At 73.9% G+C, this 25,390-nt stretch carries 25 protein-coding genes, 1 tRNA gene and 2 pseudogenes; 9 read left to right on the top strand and 19 right to left on the bottom strand.

Annotated features, from left to right (window positions below):
* From EAO71_RS14560 to EAO71_RS14550, 3 genes are all read right to left on the bottom strand, one after another.
* A partial coding sequence (locus tag EAO71_RS14560; protein ID WP_147979296.1) for a bifunctional DNA primase/polymerase occupies positions 1-630 on the bottom strand: 630 nt, incomplete at its 3' end.
* Between the two features lie 310 nt (positions 631-940).
* On the bottom strand, positions 941-1,297 hold the full coding sequence (locus tag EAO71_RS14555) for a hypothetical protein (RefSeq protein ID WP_147978126.1): 357 nt from the start codon (positions 1,295-1,297) through the stop codon (positions 941-943).
* A gap of 113 nt (positions 1,298-1,410) precedes the next feature.
* A complete protein-coding gene (locus tag EAO71_RS14550; protein ID WP_147978125.1) occupies positions 1,411-2,025 on the bottom strand; it encodes a TetR/AcrR family transcriptional regulator C-terminal domain-containing protein in 615 nt (204 codons plus the stop codon).
* 68 nt (positions 2,026-2,093) lie between these two features.
* On the opposite strand from EAO71_RS14550, the gene EAO71_RS14545 reads away from it, so the two are divergent.
* Positions 2,094-2,690, top strand: a complete 597-nt coding sequence (locus tag EAO71_RS14545) for a peroxiredoxin-like family protein (protein WP_147978124.1) — start codon at positions 2,094-2,096, stop codon at positions 2,688-2,690.
* A 39-nt stretch (positions 2,691-2,729) separates the two neighbouring features.
* Here the strand turns inward: EAO71_RS14545 and EAO71_RS14540 are convergent, their stop codons facing one another.
* Genes EAO71_RS14540 through EAO71_RS14525 form a run of 4 tightly spaced genes read right to left on the bottom strand, consistent with a single transcriptional unit; the run spans position 2,730 to position 7,678 of the window.
* Complete coding sequence (locus tag EAO71_RS14540; RefSeq protein WP_147978123.1) at positions 2,730-4,067, bottom strand: AAA domain-containing protein; 1,338 nt, start codon at positions 4,065-4,067, stop codon at positions 2,730-2,732.
* Complete coding sequence (locus EAO71_RS14535) at positions 4,064-5,683, bottom strand: hypothetical protein (RefSeq protein WP_147978122.1); 1,620 nt, start codon at positions 5,681-5,683, stop codon at positions 4,064-4,066. Before EAO71_RS14535 ends, EAO71_RS14540 begins: the two co-directional genes overlap by 4 nt.
* The gene (locus EAO71_RS14530) at positions 5,674-6,873 is read right to left on the bottom strand and encodes a hypothetical protein (protein WP_147978121.1); all 1,200 of its coding nucleotides are present in this window, start codon (positions 6,871-6,873) and stop codon (positions 5,674-5,676) included. Before EAO71_RS14530 ends, EAO71_RS14535 begins: the two co-directional genes overlap by 10 nt.
* Positions 6,767-7,678, bottom strand: coding sequence for a phosphatase PAP2 family protein (locus tag EAO71_RS14525; protein ID WP_147978120.1), 912 nt, complete (start codon positions 7,676-7,678; stop codon positions 6,767-6,769). The genes EAO71_RS14530 and EAO71_RS14525 overlap by 107 nt, the downstream gene beginning before the upstream one ends.
* A gap of 128 nt (positions 7,679-7,806) precedes the next feature.
* Between EAO71_RS14525 and EAO71_RS14520 the strand changes: the two genes are divergently transcribed.
* Positions 7,807-8,400 (top strand): histidine phosphatase family protein, encoded by a 594-nt coding sequence (locus EAO71_RS14520; protein ID WP_147978119.1) that lies wholly within the window; start codon positions 7,807-7,809, stop codon positions 8,398-8,400.
* Between the two features lie 109 nt (positions 8,401-8,509).
* Here EAO71_RS14520 and EAO71_RS14515 read toward each other — a convergent pair whose 3' ends face one another.
* Positions 8,510-9,802 (bottom strand): tetratricopeptide repeat protein, encoded by a 1,293-nt coding sequence (locus EAO71_RS14515; protein ID WP_147978118.1) that lies wholly within the window; start codon positions 9,800-9,802, stop codon positions 8,510-8,512.
* Between the two features lie 224 nt (positions 9,803-10,026).
* Here EAO71_RS14515 and EAO71_RS14510 point away from each other — a divergent pair, with 224 nt between their 5' ends.
* Entirely contained in the window at positions 10,027-10,467 is a 441-nt protein-coding gene (locus tag EAO71_RS14510) for a hypothetical protein (RefSeq protein WP_147978117.1), read from the top strand.
* An 81-nt stretch (positions 10,468-10,548) separates the two neighbouring features.
* The gene (locus EAO71_RS14505) at positions 10,549-11,424 is read left to right on the top strand and encodes a spermidine synthase (protein ID WP_147978116.1); all 876 of its coding nucleotides are present in this window, start codon (positions 10,549-10,551) and stop codon (positions 11,422-11,424) included.
* A 41-nt stretch (positions 11,425-11,465) separates the two neighbouring features.
* Here EAO71_RS14505 and EAO71_RS14500 read toward each other — a convergent pair whose 3' ends face one another.
* Positions 11,466-12,023, bottom strand: coding sequence for a hypothetical protein (locus tag EAO71_RS14500; RefSeq protein ID WP_147978115.1), 558 nt, complete (start codon positions 12,021-12,023; stop codon positions 11,466-11,468).
* 78 nt (positions 12,024-12,101) lie between these two features.
* Here EAO71_RS14500 and EAO71_RS14495 point away from each other — a divergent pair, with 78 nt between their 5' ends.
* From EAO71_RS14495 to EAO71_RS14485, 3 genes and pseudogenes are all read left to right on the top strand, one after another.
* Positions 12,102-12,803, top strand: a complete 702-nt coding sequence (locus EAO71_RS14495; RefSeq protein WP_147978114.1) for a response regulator transcription factor — start codon at positions 12,102-12,104, stop codon at positions 12,801-12,803.
* Positions 12,800-14,212, top strand: a complete 1,413-nt coding sequence (locus EAO71_RS14490) for a HAMP domain-containing sensor histidine kinase (RefSeq protein ID WP_147978113.1) — start codon at positions 12,800-12,802, stop codon at positions 14,210-14,212. Before EAO71_RS14495 ends, EAO71_RS14490 begins: the two co-directional genes overlap by 4 nt.
* A 161-nt stretch (positions 14,213-14,373) precedes the next feature.
* Positions 14,374-14,943, top strand: a pseudogene (locus EAO71_RS14485) (cellulose binding domain-containing protein); the annotation flags it as partial.
* Here the strand turns inward: EAO71_RS14485 and EAO71_RS14480 are convergent.
* The 7 genes from EAO71_RS14480 to EAO71_RS38795 form a co-directional block, all read right to left on the bottom strand.
* Entirely contained in the window at positions 14,865-15,689 is an 825-nt protein-coding gene (locus EAO71_RS14480; RefSeq protein ID WP_187282673.1) for a carbohydrate ABC transporter permease, read from the bottom strand. The pseudogene EAO71_RS14485 and the gene EAO71_RS14480 sit on opposite strands and share 79 nt — an antisense overlap.
* Entirely contained in the window at positions 15,686-16,663 is a 978-nt protein-coding gene (locus tag EAO71_RS14475) for a carbohydrate ABC transporter permease (protein WP_147978112.1), read from the bottom strand. The genes EAO71_RS14480 and EAO71_RS14475 overlap by 4 nt, the downstream gene beginning before the upstream one ends.
* A 5-nt stretch (positions 16,664-16,668) precedes the next feature.
* Positions 16,669-17,952: an ABC transporter substrate-binding protein gene (locus EAO71_RS14470; RefSeq protein ID WP_147978111.1), complete on the bottom strand. Its 1,284-nt coding sequence runs from the start codon at positions 17,950-17,952 to the stop codon at positions 16,669-16,671.
* Between the two features lie 145 nt (positions 17,953-18,097).
* Positions 18,098-18,170: transfer RNA gene (locus EAO71_RS14465), tRNA-His, on the bottom strand.
* A 104-nt stretch (positions 18,171-18,274) separates the two neighbouring features.
* Complete coding sequence (gene orn, locus EAO71_RS14460) at positions 18,275-18,877, bottom strand: oligoribonuclease (RefSeq protein WP_147978110.1); 603 nt, start codon at positions 18,875-18,877, stop codon at positions 18,275-18,277.
* A 187-nt stretch (positions 18,878-19,064) separates the two neighbouring features.
* Entirely contained in the window at positions 19,065-20,222 is a 1,158-nt protein-coding gene (locus EAO71_RS14455; protein ID WP_147978109.1) for a helix-turn-helix domain-containing protein, read from the bottom strand.
* 397 nt (positions 20,223-20,619) lie between these two features.
* A complete protein-coding gene (locus EAO71_RS38795) occupies positions 20,620-21,060 on the bottom strand; it encodes a hypothetical protein (RefSeq protein WP_261992131.1) in 441 nt (146 codons plus the stop codon).
* Between the two features lie 354 nt (positions 21,061-21,414).
* Between EAO71_RS38795 and EAO71_RS14445 the strand changes: the two genes are divergently transcribed.
* Positions 21,415-21,936 carry a universal stress protein gene (locus EAO71_RS14445; protein ID WP_147978108.1) on the top strand — a complete coding sequence of 174 codons (522 nt, stop codon included), beginning with the start codon at positions 21,415-21,417 and terminating at the stop codon, positions 21,934-21,936.
* Between the two features lie 175 nt (positions 21,937-22,111).
* Complete coding sequence (locus EAO71_RS14440) at positions 22,112-22,684, top strand: GPR1/FUN34/YaaH family transporter (RefSeq protein ID WP_147978107.1); 573 nt, start codon at positions 22,112-22,114, stop codon at positions 22,682-22,684.
* A 208-nt stretch (positions 22,685-22,892) separates the two neighbouring features.
* On the opposite strand, the gene glmS is transcribed toward EAO71_RS14440, so the two are convergent.
* The 3 genes and pseudogenes from glmS to EAO71_RS14425 form a co-directional block, all read right to left on the bottom strand.
* Positions 22,893-24,710: a glutamine--fructose-6-phosphate transaminase (isomerizing) gene (gene glmS, locus EAO71_RS14435; protein ID WP_147978106.1), complete on the bottom strand. Its 1,818-nt coding sequence runs from the start codon at positions 24,708-24,710 to the stop codon at positions 22,893-22,895.
* A gap of 58 nt (positions 24,711-24,768) precedes the next feature.
* Positions 24,769-25,044, bottom strand: a complete 276-nt coding sequence (locus tag EAO71_RS14430) for a hypothetical protein (RefSeq protein ID WP_147978105.1) — start codon at positions 25,042-25,044, stop codon at positions 24,769-24,771.
* Between the two features lie 226 nt (positions 25,045-25,270).
* Positions 25,271-25,390 (bottom strand): annotated as a pseudogene (locus EAO71_RS14425) (glycoside hydrolase family 20 zincin-like fold domain-containing protein); the annotation flags it as partial.

Below are 25,390 nucleotides of genomic sequence, written 5' to 3'. Positions count from 1 at the left end.
GATCGGGCGGGCCACCCCCGAGGCCCTCTTGCGCGCAGGCGCCACAATGGAAGAGCGGCCCGGGTGTCCGGGCCGTGTGCGTGCGAGGAGGAGACGAACGATGGCGGAATCCGCGGAGCGCAACGACCAGCGGAGGCTGAGGCCCGCACCGCTGATCTTCGAGCCTGCCGAGGCGTCCCCGACGCCGTGGCACAGAGGGCGTGGGACGGCCTCGCCCCACTCCTCCCAGTCGAGCAGGGACGGCAGTCGCTGGGCGGTTCCCGGGGCGGCGAAGAGGAGCATCCGGCCGCGGTGGACGGCGACGGGACCGGAGCCGGGGCCCTCCGACCAGAGGCGTTCGAGCATCCGGCGCCCGAAGACCGTGTCCACGTTCACGACGTCGAAGACCGTGCCGCAGGGCAGCACCGCGGGGGCGGTGGGCCGGGCCTCCCACTGGGCGAGCGCCGAGCGCGGGTACGCCGCGGCGGAGGCGAGCCAGCCGGCCCCGCAGGACGTGACGCGGGCGGTGTGGTGCCGTCCCTCGTCCCGGTCCCGCAGGAATCCGAAGACGTCGGACCGGTCGGTGCGGCGCTCGTCCGTGCCGTACGGGGACGGGCTCAGGGGGAATTCGTCTCGCAGCCATGCGGTCATGCATCCAGGTGTACCGGGAGTGACCGCTCCGTTCCCGAGGGTTGAGGAATCCCGGACAGGGCGGGGGTGAAGGGAGTATCTTTCGCCCCGGCATATGCCCGCTGTCATCGCCGCGGGCGTGCGCCGGACGCCCTAGTCCGCGGCGAGCGCCCCTGCGCCATGTGCCCGCGCGGGCGCGCGCCCCCGGCGGTGCGGCCGGGGTGGTGGCGGGCGGGTGGGCACGGCCGAACGGACGTGCCGGGCGGGCCCGGTGGACGGGCCTGGTGGACTGAGGGGCCGAGCCGGAGGATGCGCCGGCCCGGTGTCCGGCTCAGTCCTCGGCGGGCCGCCCGCCCGCCCGGATCAGGTCCCGGCCGAACTCGATCATCTTCCGGGCGTAGTCCTCGGTCCACTCGGCCCGGGCGGCGACGTCGGCGGCCGTCAGCCGGTCGAACCGGCGCGGGTCGGCGAGCTGCGCCGCCGCGATCGCCTGGAACTCCACGGCCCGGTCCGTCGCCGCGCGGAAGGCCAGGGTCAGCTCGGTCGCCCGGGACAGCAGCTCCCTCGGGTCCTCCATCGACTCCAGGTCGAAGAAGTGCTCCGGGTCGGCGGTCGCCTCGGCAGGCTCGAAGATCAGCGGTGCGGGCCTCAGCCTCCGCTGGTCGTTGCGCTCCGCGGATTCCGCCATCGTTCGTCTCCTCCTCGCACGCACACGGCCCGGACACCCGGGCCGCTCTTCCATTGTGGCGCCTGCGCGCAAGAGGGCCTCGGGGGTGGCCCGCCCGATCCGCGGCCCTCCGCTCAGGCGTCGAGTCCGCGGAGGAAGGCCGCGAGGCCGCCGAAGAACTCCCGTTCCGTGTCCACCTGCCGGGCGTGCCGGGCCGTGTCGGTCATGTGGGGGAACTCCCCGGGCGGCAGTGCCGTCATGGCGGCCGTCCCCGCGCCGGACAGCGCCCCCAGGTGCTCGAGCTGGATCGCGCCGATGACGTACGCGAGGAGTCCGCGCAGGGCCACGACCCGCCGCTCGCCCGTGAGCCCGGCCTCCGCGAGGAGCGCGAGCACCGCCTCCGACCAGCGCAGGACGCCGGGCGAGCGGTGCCGGTGGGTGACGGTCAGCAGGACGATGCCGGGGTGGGCGCCGACCGTGTCGCGCAGCCGCCGCACCAGCACGGTGACCCGGTCCCGCCACGGCGCGTCCGGCGCGGGCGGGCTGGTGTCCACGGCCCCCAGGACCAGCTCGACGACGAGCCCCTCCAGCTCGTCGCGGTCCGCCACGTACCGGTAGAGCGCCATCGTGCTCGTCCCGAGCTCCTTGGCGACGGCGCGCATGGAGAGGCCGGCGAGCCCGTCGCGGTCGATGACGGCGAGGGCGGCGGTGGCCAGCTGGGCCTGGGTGAGCGAGCGGGGGCGCGGCATGGCTTGACAGCGTACGGCATACGCCTACGCTGTTGGTGTACGCCGTACTCCTACGTGAGAGGTGTCCCATGAACCTGCCCGGCAAGCTGCTCGCGCCCGGCTCCGCCGCCCCCGTCCACGTGCTCGATCCCGTCCTCGGGCCCCGGCTGACCGTCCCCGACCCGGGACGGCTGATCCACCTCCAGTTCCGGCGTTTCGCGGGCTGCCCCGTCTGCCACCTGCACCTGCGCTCGGTGGTCCGGCGGCACGAGGAGATCGAGGCCGCCGGGATCCGCGAGGTGGTGGTCTTCCACTCGCCGGAGGAGGAGTTGCGGCCGCACCTCGACGACCTTCCCTTCGCGGTCGTCGCCGATCCCGGCCGGCGCCTGTACGCCGCGTTCGGTGTGGAGTCCTCGCCGCGGTCGCTGCTCGACCCGCGGGTCTGGTGGCCGGTGGCCCGTTCCGTGGCCCTCGGCGTCGTGGCGCTGCTGCGCGGCCGGCAGAAGCCGCCGGTCGCTCGGCCGAACGGGGGACGGCTCGGTCTCCCCGCCGACTTCCTGATCACCGGCGACGGCCGCGTCGCCGCCGCGAAGTACGGCGAGCACGCCGACGACCAGTGGCCGGTCGACACGCTCCTCTCCCTCGCGGCGGCAGCCGCCCCCCGCCCGGCCGCCGCGACCCCCTGAAGCGGCCGGGGGCCGGACGCCCCGGCACGGGCGGGCGGGTCAGGGGGTCCAGGCGACGCGGTGTTCGGACAGGTGGGAGAGCACCGCGTGGTTCGCCTCCCAGCCGTCCGGGAACTTCACCGTCACGCCCAGCTGCACCGGCTCCGTCGAGGGATGCTCGTCGAGGAGGTCGGCCACGCCCTCGCGGCACACCACGATGCAGGCGTGCCGGTGGCGGGAGGCCAGGACGCAGAGCCGGCCCGTCTCCAGATGGAACGCCGTGGCGTCGGGGCGGCCCGAGAGCGGGTGCAGGACGACCGTCACGTCGTACTCGCGGCCCTGGAGACGGTTCGCCGTGTCCACGGTCACGCCCGTGACGCCCAGTTCCCCGAGCGCCGCCCGCACCGCCGCCGCCTGGTCGCGGTGGGCGGTGCCGACCGCGATCCGGTCCGCGGTGAGCGGTACGGGGTCGGGGCCCCGCTCCGAGACGGCGGCGCCGCCCCGGTCGAGCAGACGGCGCACCACCAGCGCGACCGCCCGCACCGCCTCCGGGTCCGTGCGCGGCGTGTGCCGGGCCGGCAGCTCCAGCAGCCCCCACCCCGAGGCGGCCGCCTCGTCGAGGACCCGGTCCGGGCCCGAGCCGTCCGACGGCACGCCGAAGGAGAGCCGCCGGTCCCCGTGGTCCGTGCCGCTGCGGAACGGCGTGTACGGGTAGAAGGCGTCGGACACCAGCGGCGCCGCAGACGCCGGCAGCCGCCACGAGACGGGCAGCCGGTGCTGGGGCAGCTCCGGGTTGTGCGCGAGCAGCGTGGAGACCGCGCTGGCCGACGGGTCGTACGAGAGCCCCGCCCACTGCTCGGCGCCGACCACCGAGAACGGGTCGAGCTGGCCGGGGTCGCCCACGAACAGCGCCCGCTCGAACAGGCCCGCCACCGCGAGCAGCGCGTCCGAACGCATCTGGTACGCCTCGTCCACGATCGCGTGCGCCCACGGCTCGACGTTCTTCACGTGGGCCCACTTGGCGGCCGTCGAGATGACCACGTCCAGCCCCGCGAGATCGCCCGCCTTCGCCGACTTGCGGACGTTGTCCAGAGCGTCGAGCGCCTTGTCGTAGGGGTCGCTGTCGTTGGAGTGCAGGCGGCCCACCGGTAGCTCCGGCTCCTTCTCCGCCAGTCGCAGCACCAGGTCGTCCACCTGCGCGTTCGTCTGCGCGACGACCATCAACGGACGTCCGGCCGCGGCCAGTTCCAGCGCGGCGCGCACGACCAGCGTCGACTTGCCGGCGCCCGGCGGGGAGTCCACGACCACACCGCGGGCGTCCCCGTGCAGCGTGTCGGCCAGGATGTCCGCGGTCGCCCGGGTCGCCGCGGCCGACGGGTCGAAGAGGGCGGGGCTCACAGCAGGTCCTCCGTGGTGACGGTGTCGGGCGCTTCGGCGGCATCGGACCGGGGCGGCCCGCCGTGCGTCCAGGGCGTCTCCTCCGGGTCCGGCAGCTTCGCCCCCACCCGCTGCTCGTGCTCGAACAGCGTCCAGGCGAGCCGCTCGCCCTTCTGCGGCACCGAGCCCTCCGCGGGTTCCCTGGACCGCCCCATCCGGTCGGTGATCCGCAGGACCAGCGAGCCGTCGGCCTCGTACCGGACGAACTCCGCCGTCTGCGGCTTGCCTTCCAGCGAGCGGTAGACCTTCACCTTCGCGCCGCCCTCGGCCGGGGACGCGCCCGGTGCGCCGAGGTGCGGCCGGTCGTCCGTGCGGACCGTCAGCAGGGGGCGGGGCGACGGCCGCTTCGACTCGGACCAGGCCATCGTCACCTCCACCACCTCGGCCACGAACGCCTCACCCGACAGCCGCCGCCCGGCGAGCACCAGCGGATCGTCGAGGGCCTCCTGGGCCTCCAGCTGCCCCTGGGCCTGCTCGCGCGCCGCCAGCTTCTGCGCCGCCGTCACCGCGTCGTCCCGGCGCGGCTGGGGCGGCTCGCCGGCCGTCACCCGGTCGCGGTGCCCGGTGAAGGACCAGCGGTCGCGGGTCCAGCGGTCGGCCACCCGGGCGCCCTCCGGCAGCTCCCTCAGCAGGTCGAGGGCGCGCCACACCGCGTTCCACGTCGGCGTCAGCTGCGAGGCGATCAGCCGGCGGATCTCCCGCTCCGCGCCGTGCAGTTCGCCGAGAAGCCCGTCCGCCGTCTCGCCGTCCTCGGCCGCGCCGAGGGCCTGCCGGGCCCGGTCGAAGCGCTCGATCGCGGGTGCCAGCAGCCGGTTGTCGAAGGTCGGGTCGGTCGCCGGCCCCGCCGGCGGGCACACCAGCTGTCCGTCCCGGTCCCGGCCGAGTTCCGCGCGCAGCGCCGCCTCGGCGCCCGACGCGGACCCGTCCGTGTCGATCCACGCCAGCAGGGCGCCCAGGTGCTGGTCCTCCAGGGACGACTGGCCGGTCGCCCAGTGCCGGTTGAGCAGGTCCGTCGCGGACAGCAGCAGGGACGAGCCGGGCACCCGGGCCCGCTCGCCGAAGTGCGTCAGCCAGCGGCCCAGCAGCGGCACCCGCGGTGGCGCGGGGAAGGGCGTCTCCGGGTCCTGCTCCGCGGTGCGCCGGAAGCGCATGGACCGGCCGAGCAGCCGGACGTACTCGACGCCCGCGCGGCTCGGCACGACCAACTGGGGCGCGTCCGAGCAGAGTTCCACCTCGACCTTGACCTTCTTGCCGGTCTCCGGGTCGGTCTCGTTGCGCTCGGCGGCCTCGACGCCTTCGGTGAACCCGTCGATGTACGGAAGGACCTCCTCGGCCAGGTCGGCGAGGAACGCGAACCGCAGGTCGCGGTCGCGCGGTTGGGCCACGACGAGGAGCCGGGGCTCCGCGCGGTCGGTGCCGACCAGCGCCCCGAGCGGTGCGCCCGCCTCGCCGGCGGTGGTCAGCGGGACGAGGACCAGGGGCCGCTCCCCGACGTGCCGGTGCCGGACGGTGGCGAGCGGCTGCGCCCGCCCCGACTCGACGGCCTCCAGCCGGGCGAGGGTGGAGATCAGCGACATTCCCGCCCTCCCAGGTCCTGTCCCGGGATCCGGGACGCGCCGGCCGCCGCCAGTGCCTCGCCGCGCAGCGCCTGGGCGCGGCGCAGGGCGTCGACGGTCGGGTCGTCCGCGTCGCCCGCCTCGCCGCGGGCCGCCGCCAGGACCTCGCCGATCGTGGTCAGGCCCCCCAGTTCGCTGCGCGCCGACCGGCCGAGCGCCTCCACCGCGCCCGCGAGCCGGGCCCGCTCGCGACAGTGGAAGGCCAGCTCGCACGCGGACAGGCACTCCGGCGCGTACGCGTGCGGGACCGACTCCACCGCGGCCGTCAGCTGCTCGGTCGAGCAGCCCTCCACGTCGAAGGTGACGCCCTCCGGCACCGTCGCCGCGATCTCCTCGATGCGGGTCAGCCGGGCCAGCTGGCGCCGGGTGACCGACAGCTGCTTGCGCACGTCCACGACCGAGGCGGCCGGCAGGTTGGAGAAGTCCTTGGGGCAGACGAGCAGCACCGAGTGGGCCACCTCGGCGCCCTCCGTCAGCGCCGCCACCCGCTCCAGCGCCAGCACGTACACCGCCGCCTGACGGGCCGCCGCCCCCACCTTCGAGGCGTCCGCCGAGCCGTCGATCATCGGGAACGACTTGATCTCCACGACCGTCCACCGGCCGTCGGGGTGCACCACGACCGCGTCCGGCTCCAGGTAGGCGGCGGAGCCGGCCACCTCCAGGGCCAGCATCGGATGGTCGAGCAGGGCCCAGCCCCCGGCAGCGGTCGCCTCGCGCAGCGCCAGCGCCGTACGGGCCGCCCGCCCCTCGGGTCCGGCCGCCGCCAGGTCCGGTACCTCGACCGCCCCGGGCTCGTCGATCCCGAGCAGGCGCAGCAGCTCCCGCCCGCCGTCGGCCTTGACCTTCGCCTCGAAGGCGTTCCCCCGCATGAAGGCGAACTGCGACTGGCCGAAGGCCGCGGGCGAGCCGAGCTTCGACGCGAGCGCGGCCTTGTCGACCCCGGCGCCGTCGAGCAGCGCCCGCCGCTTGCAGCCGGGGTTGGCGGCCAGCGCCGCCAGCGCCCGCGCGTCCAGCGGGTGCGGCGCCGTCGCCGGCCCGCGCAGCTCAGCGAGCTTTCCCCACACTCGCGGCGTCGCCGGAGCTGGGGAGACCCCATGCGGTCGTGTCGTCTGCGGAGTCGGTGGAGCTCCGCTGCCCAGGGATGCGCTCACCCGCGGAAGTCTCGCATCCGCCACCGACAATCGGGGATCGGACGGGTGCCTCGCCGCCCGGGAGGGTGGCGCGGACCCGGTCCGCGAGCCGCAGCGCGGGTGCCGTGAGCAGGAGTCCGAGGCCCATCACGGCCGCCCCCGCGGCCGCGTCGAGGAAGTAGTGGTTCGCCGTGCCCATCACCACGATCACGGTCAGCAGCGGGTAGGCGACGCCGAGGGCCCGGAACAGCGGCGTGCGCCCGTGGCGCCACAGCATCACCCCGCACCACAGCGCCCAGCCGACGTGCAGGCTCGGCATCGCCGCGTACTGGTTCGTCATCCCGCCCATTCCGCGCGGGGCGCTGGCCTCGGCGCCCCACCAGCCGTACGCGCTGAACTGCGCCATGGTGTCGACGAATCCGTGGCCCGCGTCGAGCAGTCGCGGCGGGCAGGTCGGCAGGAGCGTGAAGCCGACCAGGCCGAGGAGGGTGGACAGCATCAGCCAGGTCCGGGCGGCCCGGTAGCGCCCGGGGCGGCGGCGGAAGAGCCAGACCAGGACGGCCGGGGTGACGAGGTAGTGCAGCGAGGCGTACGCGAAGTCGGCGGGTATCCCGAGGGCCGGGGTGCTCGTGAAGAGGCGGTTGAGCGGATGCTCGGCGTTCAGGTGGAGGGCCTGCTCCAGCCGCAGGATCGCCAGACCGTGCTCGACGGCACCGCCCTCGTCCCCGCGGGCGAGCAGCCGGCCGCCCGAGTACGCGGCGTACACCACGGCGATCAGCGACAACTCGGCCCACCAGCGCGGCCGGCGCGCGGCTCTCTCGGTCATACGTGTGTTCCCCCTCGGCTCGGCCTAGGGGACGCCGTGCGGAGGCGCGAGGTTGCCCGGACGTCGCCGTCGGTTCACGTGCGGGATGATGGAGGGGCACCTGCTACGTGACCCCCAGGAGAGCCTTCATGGCACCGCGCATCCTGCTCGCCCGGCACGGCCAGACCGAATGGTCGCTGAGTGGCCGCCACACCGGCAGGACCGACATCCCGCTGCTCGACGAGGGGCGACGCGGCGCGAAGCTCCTGGGGGAGCGCCTGCACCGGGCGCCGTGGAACGGCCTGCCGGACCTGGAGATCCGCACCAGCCCGCTGCTGCGCGCGCGGGAGACCTGCGACCTCGCGGGATTCGGCGAGCGGGCCCGGGACTGGGACACCCTGATGGAGTGGGACTACGGGGCCTACGAGGGCCTCACCCCGGACGAGATCCAGGAGCGTCAGGCGGGCTGGCTGCTCTGGCGCGACGCGGTGCCGGAGGGCGAGAGCCTGGAGCAGGTCACGGCCCGGGCGGACGAGGTCGTGGACTGGGCGCGGTCGGCCGACCGGGACGTACTGGTCTTCGCCCACGGCCACATCCTGCGCTCCATCGGGGCGCGCTGGCTCGGTGAGCCCGTCTCCTTCGGCTCGCGGATCCGCCTCGACCCGACGAGCCTGTCGGTGCTCGGCTGGGCGTACGGCGAGCCGGCGATCGAACGCTGGAACGACACGGGCCACATGGAGTAGGCGAGCCGGCCGCCCGGGCCGGTGGCCGCCCGTGCGGCACCCGGTCGGCTCCGGCCGGTTCGGGCCGCCGGGTCCGGGCCGGCTCCGGCTCCGTCGCCGTACCGCCGGGTCAGGGCGTCCGCGCCCCGTGGCCCGCCAGCACCCGCCGGGTGTCCGCCAGCATCGCCCGGATGCGCGAGGACTGGACGTCGCCCAGCGCGTCCACCACCCGCCGCGCCTCCGCCGCCGCCTCGTCGTGCCGTCCCGCGTGGGCCAGGTCCCCCGCGAGCTGGGCCCGGTAGAGGGCGAGGTTGCGCGCGAAATGCGGGTTCTGCAGGACCGTCGCGCGATGGGCGTGGCGGGCCGCGCGGCCCCGGTCGCCGAGCGCCGACCAGCACTGCGCCTCCAGCGCCTCCAGCTCGGGTTCGCCGAAGAAGGACATCCACTCCGGATCGCCGGGGGACGAGCCCTTCGCGAAGTGCGCGTGCGCCCGGCCCAGCGCCTGCTCGCAGGCGGTCCGGTCGCCGAGACCCGCCCAGGCCCCCGCCTCCCGCAGGGAGAGCAGCGACAGCAGCCGCGCCGAGGACAGGGGCCGGGCGGCCCGCAGACCCGCCTGGGCCGCCCGGACCGCCTCCCGGTATCGTCCCGCGTCCCTGGCCAGGAACGACGTGTTGCAGAAGGCGTGCGCCTCCAGGGCCGGGTCGCCGGCCACGCGCGCGGTGGCGAGCGCCTCGGCGTAGTGCGAGCGGGCGTCGTCGAAGCGTCCCGAGTCGTGGGCCAGCCAGCCGACCGACAGGGAGAGCTCACCGGCGCCCGCGTGCAGCCGGTCCTCGGTCGAGCGGCGGGCCGCGGTGCCCTTGTCGAGCAGGGCGTAGGCCGCCCGCAGCGGCTGGGCGGCCGCCTTGTAGAGCCCGTCGGCGCCGTGCCGGTCGTCGAGCACGCGGATCTGCCGTACGGCGTCCTCGACGGCCTTCACCTCGGCCTCGCCGATCCGGTGCGCTCCGCGGGGGGCCGGGATCGCGACGGCCGGTCCGCCGAGTCCCAGCGAGGCGACCGCCACCGTGGCGGTACCGCTCGTCATGAATGCGCGACGCAGCACGTCGCTCTCCTCATCGTTCCGGGTCGTGATGGCGGGCGCCGTCGGCGCCGTGGCCGGGCGCCGTCCGCGTACCGCCTCCCGTGCCGAGAAGCCCAGGTCCGCCAGGCTCAGGCCGGGGAACATGTGCAGGAACACCCGCTCGTACGCGTAGTTCGGACAGCGGATCTCGCCCGCCTCCACGCGCCCGATGTAGCGGGCGTCGCAGGCGACCTGCTCGCCGATCTCCCGCGCGGCCCGGCGGACCGCCGCGGCGAACTCCGCCGGCGAGTGCTGTCCGCGGAGCCGGCGGAAGGCGAGATTGGGAACTGCCCGTGACAACGCCATGGCCGAGCCCTCTCCTGTGCTGCCGGTGTTCCGGCGGGGCAAGAACGTACCTGCTGTGACCGGCCGCACACGCAGAGTTTGGCTACAAATCGGATATCTCGCTCGCGATCTGCCATGAACTGCCATCCTTTGCGGCGGCGTGCCGCCGTAGCTGTTGACGCCCCCGGGCGTTGAACCATACGGAGAGACGGAACGTGTCTCCTCAGGAGCGAGGAGGGGTCCCCTTGTTGGAGATCGGATCGCAGTCGACCGCGCGCCACGCGCCCACCCAGGACGCGAGCGCTTCGCACGGCCAGCCCTGCGACCTGGTGACCGTGCCGGCCCGGCAGGGCCTGGAGGCCGTCGACATCCTGCGCCGCGGCGGTGCCCCGGTGGTCGGCCCCGTCCTGCACGACGGAGCCTGCGACACCCTCGGCTTCCTGGTGCCGCCCGGTACGGCCGCGGGCTGGGACATGCCCGGCAGCGCCTGTACGCAGACCTCCGGGCGAGGTCTGCGCATCCCCGAGCTGCCCGAGCTGCCCGATCCGGCGGCGGGTGGCGCCCCGCGGCCCGCGGGCTGGCTGCTGCCCCCCGAGGACGCAGGCCAGGTCACCGACCCGCAGGTGCTGCGCGAGGCCCTCGGCCAGGCGGCCCGCCTGATCGAAGCGGCGGACGGCTGCCGCTGAGGGAGTCCCGCCGCGGCTCCCGGGGCCGTCCCCGGTCCCGCCGCGGGCTCGTCGGGCGGCGTACCGGCGCACGGGCCGATAATGGGGCTCGTGGCCAGAAACAAGCAGCGTGAACGGGCGGCGGGCGCCGTCGCCGTCGTCGAGACCGTCGACGGCGGACTCGCGGAGCTCATACCCGACCGGGAGCGGCCCCGCGGCTGGACGCTGCTGATCGACGGTGCCCCGCAGTCGCACGTCGACCTCGACGACCCGGCCCACCTCTCCTTCGAGTACCAGCGCCGGCTCGGTCACATCGCCGACCTCGCCGCTCCGCCGAACCGGCCGGTCCAGGCCGTGCACCTCGGCGGCGGAGCCTTCACCCTCGCCCGGTACGTGGCGGCCACCCGGCCCCGCTCCACCCAGCAGATCGTGGAACTCGACGGCTCCCTGGTCCAGCTCGTACGCCGGGAACTCCCCCTCGACACCGGCGCCCGGATCCGCGTCCGCTCCACCGACGCGCGCGCCGGGCTCGCCAAGGTGCAGGACGGCTGGGCGGACCTGATCATCGCCGACGTGTTCAGCGGAGCCCGCACTCCCGCGCACCTGACCAGCACGGAGTTCCTCACCGAGGTCCGCCGGGTGCTCCGGCCGGGCGGCTTCTACGCGGCCAACCTGGCCGACGGGCCGCCGCTGACCCACCTGCGCGGCCAGATCGCCACCGCCGCCACCGTCTTCCCCGAACTTGCCCTGGTCGCCGACCCGACCGTGCTGCGGGGCCGCCGCTTCGGGAACGCCGTCCTGCTCGCCTCCGACCGGGAGCTGCCGGTCGCGGAGCTGACCCGCCGCGTGGCGACCGACCCGCACGCCGGACGGGTCGAACACGGCCGTGCGCTCGCCGACTTCACCGGGGGAGCGGCGCCGGTGACCGACGCGAGCGCCAAGCCCTCGCCCGTGCCGCCGGCGTCCGTCTTCCGCTGACGGGGCGCGGGGCCCGCCGACGCGCGCGGGGCCCGAGAGGGTCAGCGATCGTCGATCTCGACGCGCGGCGCGGTGTCGTGCCAGACGCAGAAGACGGAGAGTTCGCGGCCGTCCCGGGTGAACGTCACCCGGATCCAGGTCGGCTGCTTCCAGACCTGCATCTGCCAGCCCGACGCCGGGGTCGCCGACACCAGTTCCGCCGAGGTCGCGCCGATGTCGAAGACGACCCGGCCGCCGTCGACGGCGTAGCTCTTCACGTTGCCCGCGCCGCTGCCGCCGCCGTCCGGACCCGGGCCGTTCGACGCCGCGGGTGCGCTCGGCCGGCGCGAGGGGGTCGCGGAGGGCGAGGACGACGGGGTGCCGCTCCCGCCCGGCGAGGCCGTGGGACTCCCGGACGATGCGGTCGCGGAGGCCGGCGGCCGGCTGCCCCCGGCGTCCGGATCGTCGGAGTGGCCGACGGGGATGGGCAGCGCGCGCGGCGGGTCGTAGACCGTGCCCGCCAGCACCGTGTGCACACCCCACCACGAGAGGGTGACCGCCGCGCCCGTGGCGAGCGACCACGCCATGGCGTGAACAAGTCCTCTTCGCATCCGGGCCATAGTGCACCACGGCGTGCGCCGGCGTCCCGGAGGGTGGACCTTCCCTCGGCTTCCCCCGTATGGCGTACGGTGCGGCCCATGGCAAGTGTGCTCGTGGTCGAGGACGACCAGTTCGTGCGCTCCGCCCTCATCCGGCATCTGACCGAGGCCTCCCACACCGTACGGAGCGTCGGCACGGCCCTGGAGGCGTTGCGCGAGGTCGCCCATTTCCGTTTCGACGTGGTCATCCTGGACCTCGGACTCCCGGACCTGGACGGGTCCGAGGCGCTGAAGATGCTGCGCGGCATCACCGACGTCCCCGTGATCATCGCGACCGCGCGGGACGACGAGACGGAGATCGTCCGGCTCCTCAACGACGGGGCCGACGACTACCTCGTCAAGCCCTTCTCCGTGGAGCACCTCTCCGCCCGCATGGCCGCCGTGCTGCGCCGCTCGCGGGCGGCCGCGGGCGAGGCACCGCCGTCGCGGGTGATCCAGGTCGGCGGTCTCTCCATCGATCCGCTGCGGCGTCAGGCCGAACTCGACGGGACCACCCTGGACCTGACCCGGCGGGAGTTCGACCTGCTGGCCTTCCTCGCCGGGCGGCCGGGCGTCGTCGTGCCGCGCAAGGAACTGCTCGCCGAGGTGTGGCAGCAGTCGTACGGGGACGACCAGACCATCGACGTGCATCTGTCCTGGCTGCGGCGGAAACTGGGTGAGACGGCGGCCCGGCCGCGCTATCTGCACACCCTGCGCGGGGTGGGCGTGAAGCTGGAGCCGCCGCGGGAGAACGCGCCGTGAGATGGGCCCTCGTCAAGGTGTCGCTCGCCGTCACCGCCATGGTCGTCGTCGCCTTCGCCGTCCCCCTCGGCCTCGTCGTCAAGGAGATGGCCCGCGACCGTGCCTTCTCCAACGCCGAGCGGCGGGCCGCCGGCCTCGCGCCCGTTCTCGCGATCACCACCGAACGCGAGGAGCTGGACCGGGCCGTCGCCACCACCGAGGACGGCGCCGCCGGGCGGATGGCCGTCCACGTCCCCGCCGCCGACGAACCGGGCGGCAAGGCCCTGGAGATCGGCACCCGGCGCGCCGCCGAGGACGATCTGCGCATCACCCGCGAACTGGGTCGCGCCACCATCACCGAGGTGCCGGGCGGCTCCGTGCTGCTCCAGCCGACCGCGCTCGGCTCCGGGCAGGTCGCGATCGTCGAACTCTTCGTCCCCGAGGGTGAGGTCAGCAACGGCGTCGCCACCGCCTGGCTGGTGCTGGCCGGTGTCGGCATCGCCCTGATCGTCGGATCCGTCGCGGTCGCCGACCGGCTCGGCGTCCGGATGGTCCAGCCCGCCCAGCGCCTCGCGGGCGCCGCCCACGACCTGGGCGAGGGCCGGCTCGGCGCCCGGGTCCCCGAGGAGGGGCCGCCCGAGCTCAAGTCCGCCGCGATCGCCTTCAACTCCATGGCCGACCAGGTCGTCCAGCTCCTCGCCAACGAGCGGGAGCTGGCCGCCGACCTCTCCCACCGGCTGCGGACCCCGCTCACCGTGCTCCGGCTCAACGCGGCCTCGCTCGGCTCCGGTCCGGCCGCCGAGCAGACCCGTCACGCCGTCGAGCAGCTGGAGCGCGAGGTCGACACCATCATCCGCACCGCGCGCGAGGCCAAGCCCCAGACCCAGGCCACCGGTCCGGGTGCCGGCTGCGACGCCTCCGAGGTCGTCCGGGAGCGGATGGACTTCTGGTCCGCGCTCGCCGAGGACGAGGGCCGCAAGGTGCGGGTCGCGGGCGTCGACCGCCCGGTCCGCATCCCCGTCGCCCGCCCCGAACTGGTCGCCGCGCTCGACGCGCTGCTCGGCAACGTCTTCCGCCACACCCCCGAGGGCACCGCCTTCTCCGTCGACGTGCACAACGGCGACGACGCGGTCATCGTGCTCGTCTCCGACGCCGGCTCCGGCATCGCCGACCCGGCCGCCGCGCTGACCCGCGGCAACAACGGCCACCGGGCCGGCTCCACCGGCCTCGGCCTGGACATCGTGCGCCGGATGGCCGAGTCCACCGGCGGCGACGTCCGGATCGGGCACTCGGTGCTCGGCGGCACCGAGGTCCGGATCTGGATCGGGCTCGACGGACGCGGATCCGGTGACGACGGCGGCCGGCGCGGCCACCGCACGGCCCGCCGCAGACGGGGCGGCACGGGCAGCCGGCGGGCCGCCGACTCCTGAGCCGTGACCCCCGCCGCGGGCCCGAACCTTTCGTCTCCCCGATGCCTCCCTTAAGCGGAGCCTAAGGATCCCCAACCACCCCGCCTCCGGGCGGATTTGTCCGTCTCCGGCTCGCTAGCGTGCTGCCGCACCCCACCCCCGCACACAGAGGCAGGCACGCGATGGGCACCAGCTCGCACCGGCGCAGGACGACCGGCAGGACCAAGGCCGTCGGAGCCGTCGTCGCCGCCGCGGTGATCGGCGGCGCGGTCTTCGCGCTCACCGGCACCGCCCAGGCGGCGTCCGTCGGCGCCGCCTACACCAAGACCAGTTCCTGGGAGGGCGGCTACACCGGCCAGTACGTCGTCACCAACGAGACCTCCGCGGTGCAGAAGGACTGGACCCTGGAGTTCGACCTGCCCGCCGGGACGAGGATCGGCTCGCTGTGGAACGGTGACCACACCGTCTCCGGGCAGCACGTCACGGTCCGGCCCGCGAGCTGGAACAAGGAGCTCGCTCCCGGCCAGTCCGTCACCGTCGGCTTCGTGACCTCGGCGAGCGGCCAGGCCGGCGACCCGACCCACTGCCTGATCAACAAGACCGCCTGCTCCGCGGGCGGCGCCACCCCGACCCCGAGCGGCCGCCCCACCGAGCTCCTCCCCCTCCCGGACCCTCAGCCCTTCACCGCGCCGCGCATGATCCCGCCGACGATCTGCCGCCCGAAGAGGACGAACACGACCAGCAGCGGCAGCGTCCCCAGCAGGGCGCCCGCCATGATCACCGCCTGGTCCGGGATGTAGCCCCGCCCGAGACCGGCCAGGGCCACCTGCACCGTCGGACTGCCGCTCTGCGTCAGGGCGATGACCGGCCAGAAGAAGTCGTTCCACGCCGCCACGAAGGTCAGCATCCCGAGCACGGCCATCGCCGGCCGGGCCGCCGGGAACACCACGTGCCAGACCGTCCGCAGCGCCCCCGCCCCGTCCATCCGGGCCGCCTCCACCAGCTCCGAGGGAAGGGCCACGACCAGGTGCTGGCGCATGAAGAAGACGCCGAAGGCGGAGGCCAGCGCGGGCAGGACCACCGCCTGGAGCCGGTCCGTCCACGACAGCTCGGCGATCAGCATGTACAGCGGTACGGCGCCCAGTTGGGGCGGCACCGCCATCGTGCCGATCACGAGCAGCAGCAGCCCGGTGCGGAACCTGAACCGCAGCTTGGCGAAGGCGAAGCCGGCCAGGGTGGAGAACAGCACCGTCCCCGCCGTCACCGTTCCCGCCACGATCGTCGTGTTCAGCAGCGCCGTGCCCAGGGCGGCGTCGGTCCAGGCGATCGACAGGTTGTGCCCCAGGTTCCCGCCGAAACGGAAGGGCGGCGGGGTCCGTGCCAGCCGGGTGGTGTCCGTCGAGGCGGCGACCGCCGTCCACACGAGCGGGAAGAGGGACCCGATCGTGACGAGCGCGAGGAGGGCGTACGTGACCGGTCCGGCCCGCCGGGCCGTCACGAGGCGTCCCCGCGCCAGGGGCCGTACCGGCGCACCGCACCCGCCACGGCCCCGACCAGCAGCAGGATCAGGAGCATGGCCCAGGCGATCGCCGAGGCCCGTCCGAGATGCAGGTTCACCCAGCCCTGCTCGTACAGGTACAGCCCCAGCGTCTGGAACTGGTGGTCGGCCCCGCCGGTCGCCCCCGCCCCGCCGCTGAACAGCAGCGGCTCGCCGAAGAGCTGGGTCGCCCCGATCGTCGACACCACGACCGTGAACAGGAGCGTCGGCCGCAGCCCGGGCAGCGTGACGTGGACGAACCGGCGCAGGCGCGAGGCCCCGTCCAGCGCCGCCGCCTCGTACAGCTCCCGCGGGATCGCCTGCATGGCCGCCAGGTAGATCAGCGCGTTGAAGCCCGTCCAGCGCCACACCACGATCGCCGACACCGCGCACCGGGACGACCAGGTGCCGTTCTGCCAGTCGACGGGCGGCACCCCGGCCAGTCCCAGGGCCCAGTTGACCATTCCGTAGTCCCGTCCGAAGAGGAGCACGAACACCAGGGTCGCGGCGGCCACCGACGTCGCGTACGGGGTGAGGGCCGCGACCCGGAAGAAGGTCCGGCCGCGCAGCCGCCGGTCGAGGAGCTCGGCGATCCCGAGCGCGAGCAGCAGCTGCGGGACGGTCGACATGACACCGAGGAGGACGGTGTTCTTCAGCGCGTTCCAGAAGAACTCGTCCCTCAGCAGCCGGGAGTAGTTCCGCAGCCCCACCCACTCCATCTCGGTCGGCGCCGTCAACTCCACCCGGTGCAGTGAGGCCCAGCCGGTGTAGAGCAGCGGGAAGAGCCCGAAGGCCGCGAAGAACAGGAAGAAGGGGGCCACGAAGGCGTACGGGCTCCAGCCGCCGTCCCGGTGGCCGGGGCGGCCCCGCCGGGCCGCGGGGGCGGTCCGCCCGGGGCTCTTCCGGGTGGGGGCGCCGGTCCCGTCCGCTGCCATCCGGGTCACCGGTCCAGGGCGTTGTCGATCGTCCTCACCGCCGTGTCCCACGCGGCCCGCGGGGACTTCCCGCGCTGGTCGACCTGGAGCATGCCGACGTCCGCCAGGTTCTGCGCGATGACGGCGTCCTTCGGGCCGAGGACGGTCACCGGGACGCCCCGGGCGGCCCGGGAGAAGATCGCGCCGATCGGGGCGTCGCCGAAGTACGGGAGCCGCGCCTCTGCGACGGCCGGCAGCGGGTACGCGGCGGAGGCGCTGGGGAAGTTGCCGCGGCGCCGGAAGAGCGTCGCCTGCTGCGCGGGGGCGGTCAGCCAGGCGGCGAGCCGGGCCGCCTCGGCCGGATGCCGGCCCGCCGACGGTACGACGAGGAAGGAGCCGCCCCAGTTGCCCGGCCGGGGCGCCTGGGCCACGTCCCATCGCCCGCGGCCCGCCGGCCCCGCCTTGTCCCGGATGTAGCCGAGCATCCAGGCCGGGCAGGAGACGGTGGCGAAGGCGCCGTTGGCGAACGCCTGGTCCCAGGCCGGGGTGAACTGCTGGAGCCGGGCGGTCAGGCCCTCGGTGGCGAAGGCGGCGGCGATGTCCCAGGCCTGGCGCACGGCCGGGCTGGTGTCGTAGACGACCTCGCCCCGCTCGTCGTAGAACCGGATGGTGCTGCCGCCGGTGATGGCGGTCATCACGCCGGACGCCGAGTCCACGAAGGCGACGCCGGGGGGCGCGCTCGCCCGGAACCGGCGGCCCGTCTCCAGGTACTTCCGCCAGTCCCCGGCCCACAGCCGGCCGACGGCGGTGCGTTCGGTGGGCAGTCCGGCCCGGGCGAAGTGGTCCTTGCGGTAGCAGACGGCCTGGGGGCCGATGTCCGTGCCGAGGCCGAGGGTCCGGCCGTCCGGAGCGGTGCCCTGGGCCCACTTCCAGGGCAGGAACGCGCCGCGGTCCACGCCGGGCGCGGTGCCGAGGTCCTCGAGCCGGTCCCCCTGCGTGGTGGTGATCTCGGCGATGTTGTCGACCTCGACGGCCTGGACGTCCGCGAGGCCGGATCCGGAACCGAGGTGGGTGAGGAGCTGCGGGTAGTAGTTGGCGTTGCGCTCGATCGAGGTCTGCCGGATGACGACTTCGGGATGCTCCCGGGTGTACGCGTCGTAGAGGCCGGCCTCCTGGAAGCCGAAGGCGCCGAAGACCCCGACGGTCAGGACGGTCCGGCCGGCGGCCTCGTCCGGGTCCTCGGCACAGCCGGCGAGCAGTGCCGCGCACAGCACGACGGACAGGGCGGCGGTGATGAGGGTCCTGCGCAGGGCGGCCTCCTCGTGCGCGGCCTGGTGACCGACGCCACGTTAGGCGCCGGGCCGCCGCCCGCGACGGGGGCGCGCGTGCCTCACCCGAAGGGACCCGGAAACGGCAGAGGCCCCGGTTCTCGCGAACCGGGGCCTCTGTCTTCAGGGTGAGTAACGGGACTCGAACCCGCGACATCCTGGACCACAACCAGGTGCTCTACCAGCTGAGCTATACCCACCATGACCGGCGGTTTTCCCGAAGGTTTCCCCGACCGGCCGAGAAGAAGTCTACAGGGTCCCGACGGGTGCTCGCGCCCGCATTACGACGAGCGCGAGCGGCGGCTCATTCCGCGGGCAGGACGTGGCGTGCCGCGATCTGCTTCGCCGTGTCGGAGTCGGGGCCGGGCTGCGGGACGAAGATCGCCTCGCGGTAGTAGCGCAGCTCGGCGATGGACTCGCGGATGTCGGCGAGCGCGCGGTGGTTGCCGTTCTTCTCCGGACTGTTGAAGTACGCCCTCGGGTACCAGCGGCGGGCCAGCTCCTTGACCGAGGAGACATCGACGATCCGGTAGTGGAGGTACTCCTCCAGTGCGGACATGTCGCGCGCGAGGAAGCCGCGGTCGGTGCCGACCGAGTTTCCGCACAGGGGAGCCTTGCGGGGCTCCTTCACGTGCTCGCGTACGTAGGCCAGGACCTGGGCCTCGGCGTCGGCGAGGGTGGTGCCCTCGGCGAGCGCGTCGAGCAGGCCCGAGTTCGTGTGCATCTGCCGCACGATCTCCGGCATGGTCTCCAGGGCGGCGTCCGGCGGGCGGATCACGATGTCCACGCCTTCGCCGAGCACGTTCAGTTCCGAGTCGGTGACCAGTGCGGCCACCTCGATGAGTGCGTCGTCCGTCAGCGAGAGCCCGGTCATCTCGCAGTCGATCCACACCATGCGATCGTTCATGCGTCCTACCTTAGGGGGTGGCCTGCGGATCGGACCCTGCTCGCGCCGCGGGACACCCGCCGACCCGGCCCCGCACCGGCGGCCGACCGGCCCGGATCCCGGCGCGGGTCGCCCCGGACGCCGACGGGCGCCCGGGGTGGTGTCCCCCGGGCGCCCGTCGCGGGACGCGCCGCTCGTGGCGCGCGCCCTACGAGGTGCGCTGACCCGGCAGGGCCGGCCGGCCGGAGGCGTACAGGTCCGACTGCGGCTTGCCCGGCTCCGGGCCGCGCCGCATTCCCGGCGCCACCTGGGCGGGCACGACCGGGTCCAGGACCGCGGTCACCGTGTCGCCCTGCGGGCGCCGGGCCCGGTAGGCGGCGCGGTAGGCGGCCGGCGAGGAGCCGAGCTGCCTGCGGAAGTGGCCGCGGAGCGCCACCGGGGAGCGGAAGCCGCACCGGCCCGCGACCTCGTCCACCGAGTAGTCGGAGGTCTCCAGCAGCCGCTGCGCCTGGAGCACCCGCTGGGTGATCAGCCACTGGAGCGGGGCCGAGCCCGTCAGGGAGCGGAACCGGCGGTCGAAGGTCCGCCGTGACATGTACGCGCGGGCGGCGAGCGTCTCCACGTCGAACTGCTCGTGCAGGTGCTCCAGCGCCCAGGCGACGACCTCCGCGAGCGGGTCGGCGCCGATCTCCTCGGGTAAAGACCTGTCGAGGTAGCGCTCCTGACCGCCGCTGCGCCGCGGCGGGACGACCAGCCGGCGCGCCAGGGCGCCCGCGGCCTCCGTGCCGTGGTCGGTCCGCACGATGTGCAGACAGAGGTCGATTCCGGCCGCGGTGCCGGCCGACGTCAGCACGTCCCCGTCGTCGACGAAGAGCTCCCGCGGGTCCACGTGGACCGACGGGTAGCGCTTGGCCAGCGTCGGCGCGTACATCCAGTGCGTGGTCGCGGGCCGGCCGTCCAGGAGTCCGGCGGCGGCCAGGACGAACGCCCCGGTGCACAGCCCGACGATCCTGGCGCCCTCCTCGTGTGCCCTTCGCAGCGCGTCCAGCGCCTCCGGCGGTGGCGGCGAGGTGATCGACCGCCAGGCCGGTACGACGACGGTGCCGGCCCGGCTGATCGCGTCCAGGCCGTACGGCGCGGTGAGTTCCAGCCCGCCGGTGGTGCGCAGCGGACCCTCTTCGCCGGCGCAGACGAGCAGCCGGTAGCGGGGCACGCCGGCGTCCTGCCGGTCGATGCCGAACACGGAGAGCGGGATGGAGCTCTCGAAGATGGGGCCGCCACTGAACAGCAGCACCGCGACGACTTCGCGACGGCGCCGCCCGGACAGTTTCCGTGCGGCCTCCGGTGCGGTGGAGTCCTGGCTCATGACGCTAAGCCCCCCTCGGTGTTCGCGTCTCCCTGGTCCTGTCGCTCCTGCACGTTTCCCCTCGGTTTTGCACGAGACCCCAGTCTTCGATACCCATGATCGAATCTACTGTGTCCGGCGCCGCCGGAGTGACAAGTTCTCCAACCGGCACATTGTCGACATGGCAACTTGGCGCGAAGCATTCGATCACGAAGCGTTCCACTCGCGCGCGGTACGGGGAGGCGGGTGGCCTGCGACTGGCCCGTCCCCATGGGGCGTGCGCGCCTGCCGCACGGCTTTCGTGCCTGGTGGTGCCGGGGTTGGGGGGACATTCCGCCAAGGACTCCCCGGGGCCGGGAAGTTGGCTGAAAACATACGGGTGCGTCTGTACGAGCTTGTCAGCTCCAGGGGGAGGACGTCAGTCTTGCCGGTCGCTCGGCCGACGGTTCCGTCGCGGCCCCCGGCCGCCGCCGGAGCGCCGGCCGCCCGGGGCGGCCGACTCGGCGCGCAGCCCCCGCTCGGAGCGCCGCAGCAGCAGCCGGCAGACCGCCGTCACCGCGGCGAGGCCCAGGGCGGCGCCGGCGGCCCCGCCCAGCGAGGTGCCGTAGACGACGAGGACCACGGGGACGAGGACGCAGCAGAAGGCCGCCCACCTGACGACCTCCCCGGCCGGATCCGCGGTCGCGCCGCCCCCGCCGCCGGTGCCGCCCGTCCGTCCCGCCGGTCCGGACGGGCGCGCCGGGTCCGCGGGCCCGGCCGGCCCCCCGGGTGCCGGTGCCGTCCGGCGGCGGTTCCCGCGTCGGCCCGAGGGGGCGGGCCGGGCGGCGGACTGGGGGACGGTGACCGAAGGTGCGGGCACGGGCGGGCTCCCTGCTGCGGTGGCTGGACCGGCTGGCCGGTGGCTGGACCTGTTGGCAACGAGGAACGGAAGGTTCCGGTCACTGCGGGCGGCGTCCGTTCGGCCCCGTGCGGGGACACCTGTAGGACACATCCGGCATTGCCATATCGGGACGGGCTCGTGCATGCTCCCTGGAACGCCGTGTGACGGCCGGGTGTGGCGCGGCCACCCCTGGGCAGGAGGAGAGTGTCGCCGTACCCTTGGGGGTATGGGGTTGGGAAGATGATTCCCGGACACAGCTCCGCCGCCAACCGTTGTTCCGCACGTCGTACTTTCCCGTTCCTTCCCACGAGGACCTTCTTCGCCGAGACACCGATGGCCGGTCACGAAATCCCCGAACCCGCGGACCGCAAGCGCGTCGCCGATTCCACGGTCGACCCCCTCGCGGTGGAACAGCCACGCCACCCCTGTGATCCCGCCTTCCGGCACGGGGTGGTCGTCGGCTTCGACGGCTCCACCTCCAGTGAGAGAGCCCTCGCGTACGCCATCGGCATGGCCCGGCGCTCCGGGTCCGGCCTGATCATCGTGCACGTGGCCAACCGGCTGCCGACCACCGTCTGGGCCGGCTGCGAGCCCCCGGTCTTCGTCGACGTGCCCGACCACCGCACCGAGGTGCTCGGTCTGGAGCTCGCCTGCGCCGACTACCTCGCCGAGGTCCCCTGGATCCTCGTCGAGCGGGGCGGCGACATCTGCCACGAGCTGGAGGAGGTCGGCCGGGAGTACTCGGCCGACGCGATCGTGGTCGGCTCCACGCACGGCATCGTCGGGCGGATCTTCGGCTCGGTGGCCGGCCGGCTCGCGAAGCGCGCCCAGCGGCCCGTGGTCGTCATCCCCTGAGGGACGTCTCCGGGCCCTGCTTCGGCCCGTCAGCGGCCGACGATCTGTCAACTCCCTTTGTTCGGCCATAAATCTGGCCATCCTCAGGTGAATTGTGCGCTTGTGAAGGGTAGATAAGGCTCACCGGAACAAAGCAGCCCAAGCAGCACAACTGCGCACCTGAAGGGAGCCCGCCGTGGACAACGAAGTCGCCGCGGGAAACACCACCTCCACGCTCGGCCATCTCGCCCTCGGACTGACCCTGCTGGCCTTCGGCATCGGCAGCACGGGCGTGATCGACAACGTCGCGGCATCGGATGCCGCGGGCCTCGCCACCTGGGTCGGCGGGGTGGCGCTGTTCCTCGTCGGTCTGCTCGCCCTGCGGGCGGGCAACGGCGGTGAGGGGACGGCCTATTCGGCGCTCGGCGCCTTCTGGTTCACGTGGGGCACCGGAGTGGGCGGCGACGCCGGCTCGTCGGAAGCGGCCGGGCTCTTCCTGCTGCTGTGGGCGCTCCTCGCGCTCACCCTGACCGTGGCCGCGTCCGGCAGCGGACTGCTCGGGCAGGGCGTGTACGGGCTGCTGTGCGTCGCGCTGCTGCTGCTCGGCATCGGCGCGCTCATGGACACCAGCGGGCTCGCCAAGGCCGGGGGCTGGGTCGCCGCGGTCGCCGGTCTCGCCGCCTGGTACGGCGCGACGGCCGCGGTCGCCAACTGGCCGACCTCGGTGGGACGGCGTGCCGCGGGCCGGGGAGTGACGGCCACCGGCTGACGCGGCTCCGAAGGGTCCGGCGCCGCCGGGCGGTCCATCCGGCCTCGGGGTCGGCTCGGGTGGCCCGCGGGCGGACCGGACCCGCGAAAGAAGCGGTCCCCGCGCACGGGTGGCGTGCGCGGGGACCGCTTCGTGTCCGGTCGGGCGTCCGGGGACAGGCCGTACGCCCGACCGTGGCCGAGACTCCGGGGGACAGGCCCGGAGACCGCTACTCGACCGTGACGGACTTGGCCAGGTTGCGCGGCTTGTCGATGTCGCGGCCCATGGCGAGCGCCGTGTGGTACGCGAGGAGCTGGAGCGGGATGCCCATGAGGATCGGGTCCAGCTCGTCCTCGTTCTTCGGGACGACGATGGTGTGGTCGGCCTTCTCCTGCGGCTGGTGCGCGACGGCGAGGATGCGGCCGCTGCGGGCCTTGATCTCCTCCAGGGCCGCGCGGTTCTTCTCCAGCAGGTCGTCGTCCGGGACGATCGCGACCGTCGGCAGGGCCGGCTCGATCAGCGCGAGCGGGCCGTGCTTCAGCTCGGAGGCCGGGTACGCCTCGGCGTGGATGTAGGAGATCTCCTTGAGCTTCAGGGAGGCCTCCAGCGCGACCGGGTAGCCGCGCACGCGCCCGATGAACATCATCGACTGGGCGCCCGCGTACTCCTGGGCGAGCTTCTTGATCTCGTCCTCGGACTCCAGGATCTCGCTGATCTGCGCGGGCAGCCGGCGCAGGCCCTCGATGATCCGCTTGCCGTCGGTCACCGACAGGTCGCGGATGCGGCCCAGGTGCAGGGCGAGCAGCGCGAAGGCGACGACGGTGTTGGTGAAGCACTTGGTGGAGACGACGCACACCTCGGGCCCGGCGTGCACGTACATGCCGCCGTCGGCCTCGCGGGCGATCGCCGAACCGACGACGTTCACCACGCCGAGGACGCGGGCGCCCTTGCGCTTGAGCTCCTGGACGGCGGCCAGCACGTCGTAGGTCTCGCCCGACTGGGAGACGGCGATGTACAGGGTGTCGGGGTCCACGACCGGGTTGCGGTAGCGGAACTCCGAGGCCGGCTCGGCGTCGGCGGGGATGCGGGCCATGGACTCGATCAGACCGGCGCCGATGAGGCCGGCGTGGTACGAGGTGCCGCAGCCGAGGATCTTGATCCGGCGGATGCCGCGGGCCTCGCGCGCGTCGAGGTTGAGGCCGCCCAGGTGGACGGTGGAGAAGCGGTCGTCGATCCGGCCGCGCAGCACGCGGTCGACCGCGTCGGGCTGCTCGGAGATCTCCTTGTGCATGTACGTGTCGTGGCCGCCCATGTCGTAGGAGGCGGCCTCCCACTCCACGGTCTCGGGGGTGGCGGTGGTGGACGCGCCGGAGGTGGTGTACGTGCGGAAGTCGTCGGCCTTGAGGGTGGCCATCTCGCCGTCGTCGAGGGTGACGACCTGGCGGGTGTGGGCGATCAGGGCGGCGACGTCGGAGGCGACGAACATCTCCTTCTCGCCGATGCCGAGGACGACCGGGGAGCCGTTGCGGGCCACCACGATGCGGTCGTTGAACTCGGCGTGCATGACGGCGATGCCGTACGTGCCCTCGATGACCTTGAGCGCCTCGCGGACCTTCTCCTCCAGCGTGGTGGCCTGGGAGCGCGCGATCAGGTGGGTGATGACCTCGGTGTCCGTCTCGGAGGCGAAGACGACGCCGTCGGCCTCCAGCTTGGCGCGCAGCTCGGCGGCGTTGTCCACGATGCCGTTGTGGACGACGGCGACCTTGTTCTCGGGGTCCAGGTGCGGGTGCGAGTTCACGTCGCTGGGGGCGCCGTGGGTGGCCCAGCGGGTGTGGGCGATGCCGGTGGTGCCGGTGAAGCGCTTGGGGACACGGGCCTCCAGGTCGCGGACCCGGCCCTTGGCCTTCACCATCTTCAGGCCGGCGGCCTTCGGGCTGGTGATCACGATGCCCGCGGAGTCGTACCCCCGGTACTCCAGTCGCTGCAGGCCCTCCAGCAGCAGCGGGGCCACGTCACGCTTTCCGATGTAACCGACGATTCCGCACATAAAGTCTGAACCCCTCCAGGTTTTGGGTGTGTGCCCGGGCGTGGACGAACCGGCCCGCTCAGCCGTAGACGATGCGACGCAGCTGCCGGAGCGAGAGTTCCGGTGGCGCCACCGCGCGATGCGGCAGTTCGGTCGCGATGCGTTCGAAGATCTCGGCGTTCACCGCTCCGCCGGACTGCAGTTCGCGGTGGCGGCGGCGGACGTAGTCCTCGGTCGACTCGTCGAAGTACGCCAGCACGTCGAGCACCACCCGGGCGGCCTCACCGCGCTGGAGCGCGGTGCTGCGCACCAGGTGGTCGATGAGGTCGTCATGCGACGGGCGGCGATCGAGCACCCGTGAATACTGCGGGGTGTCTCACCCTGTTCGCAAGAATTCTGCCCGATTTCGGGCAAGCGTGAGCGCGATCACGGGTCTGGACGGCCTAATTGGTCTACACCTTGACCGCTGCTGGGGTGCGCGGTACGCATGGTGACTGTTCGGATACGTAAAGCCCGCAGTCGCCAGCCCGTCGAAAGGGACCACGCCCGTGCGACAGCTCAGAACGTTTCCGCGTCTTCTCGGTGCCCTGCTCCACGGCGGCGGGCAGTTGCTGGCGCAGCGTCTGGACGCCGCGGAACAGGCCGGCGGGCCGGTGGGCGGTGAGGGTTACGCCGCCGGGGCCGGACTCCAGCCGGTACCC

The sequence above is a fragment of the Streptomyces sp. MS191 genome (genome assembly GCF_008042125.1).
GTDB lineage: Bacteria > Actinomycetota > Actinomycetes > Streptomycetales > Streptomycetaceae > Streptomyces.
Note: the sequence above shows the minus strand (reverse complement) of the source record. Positions and strands in the feature narration are given on the sequence as shown.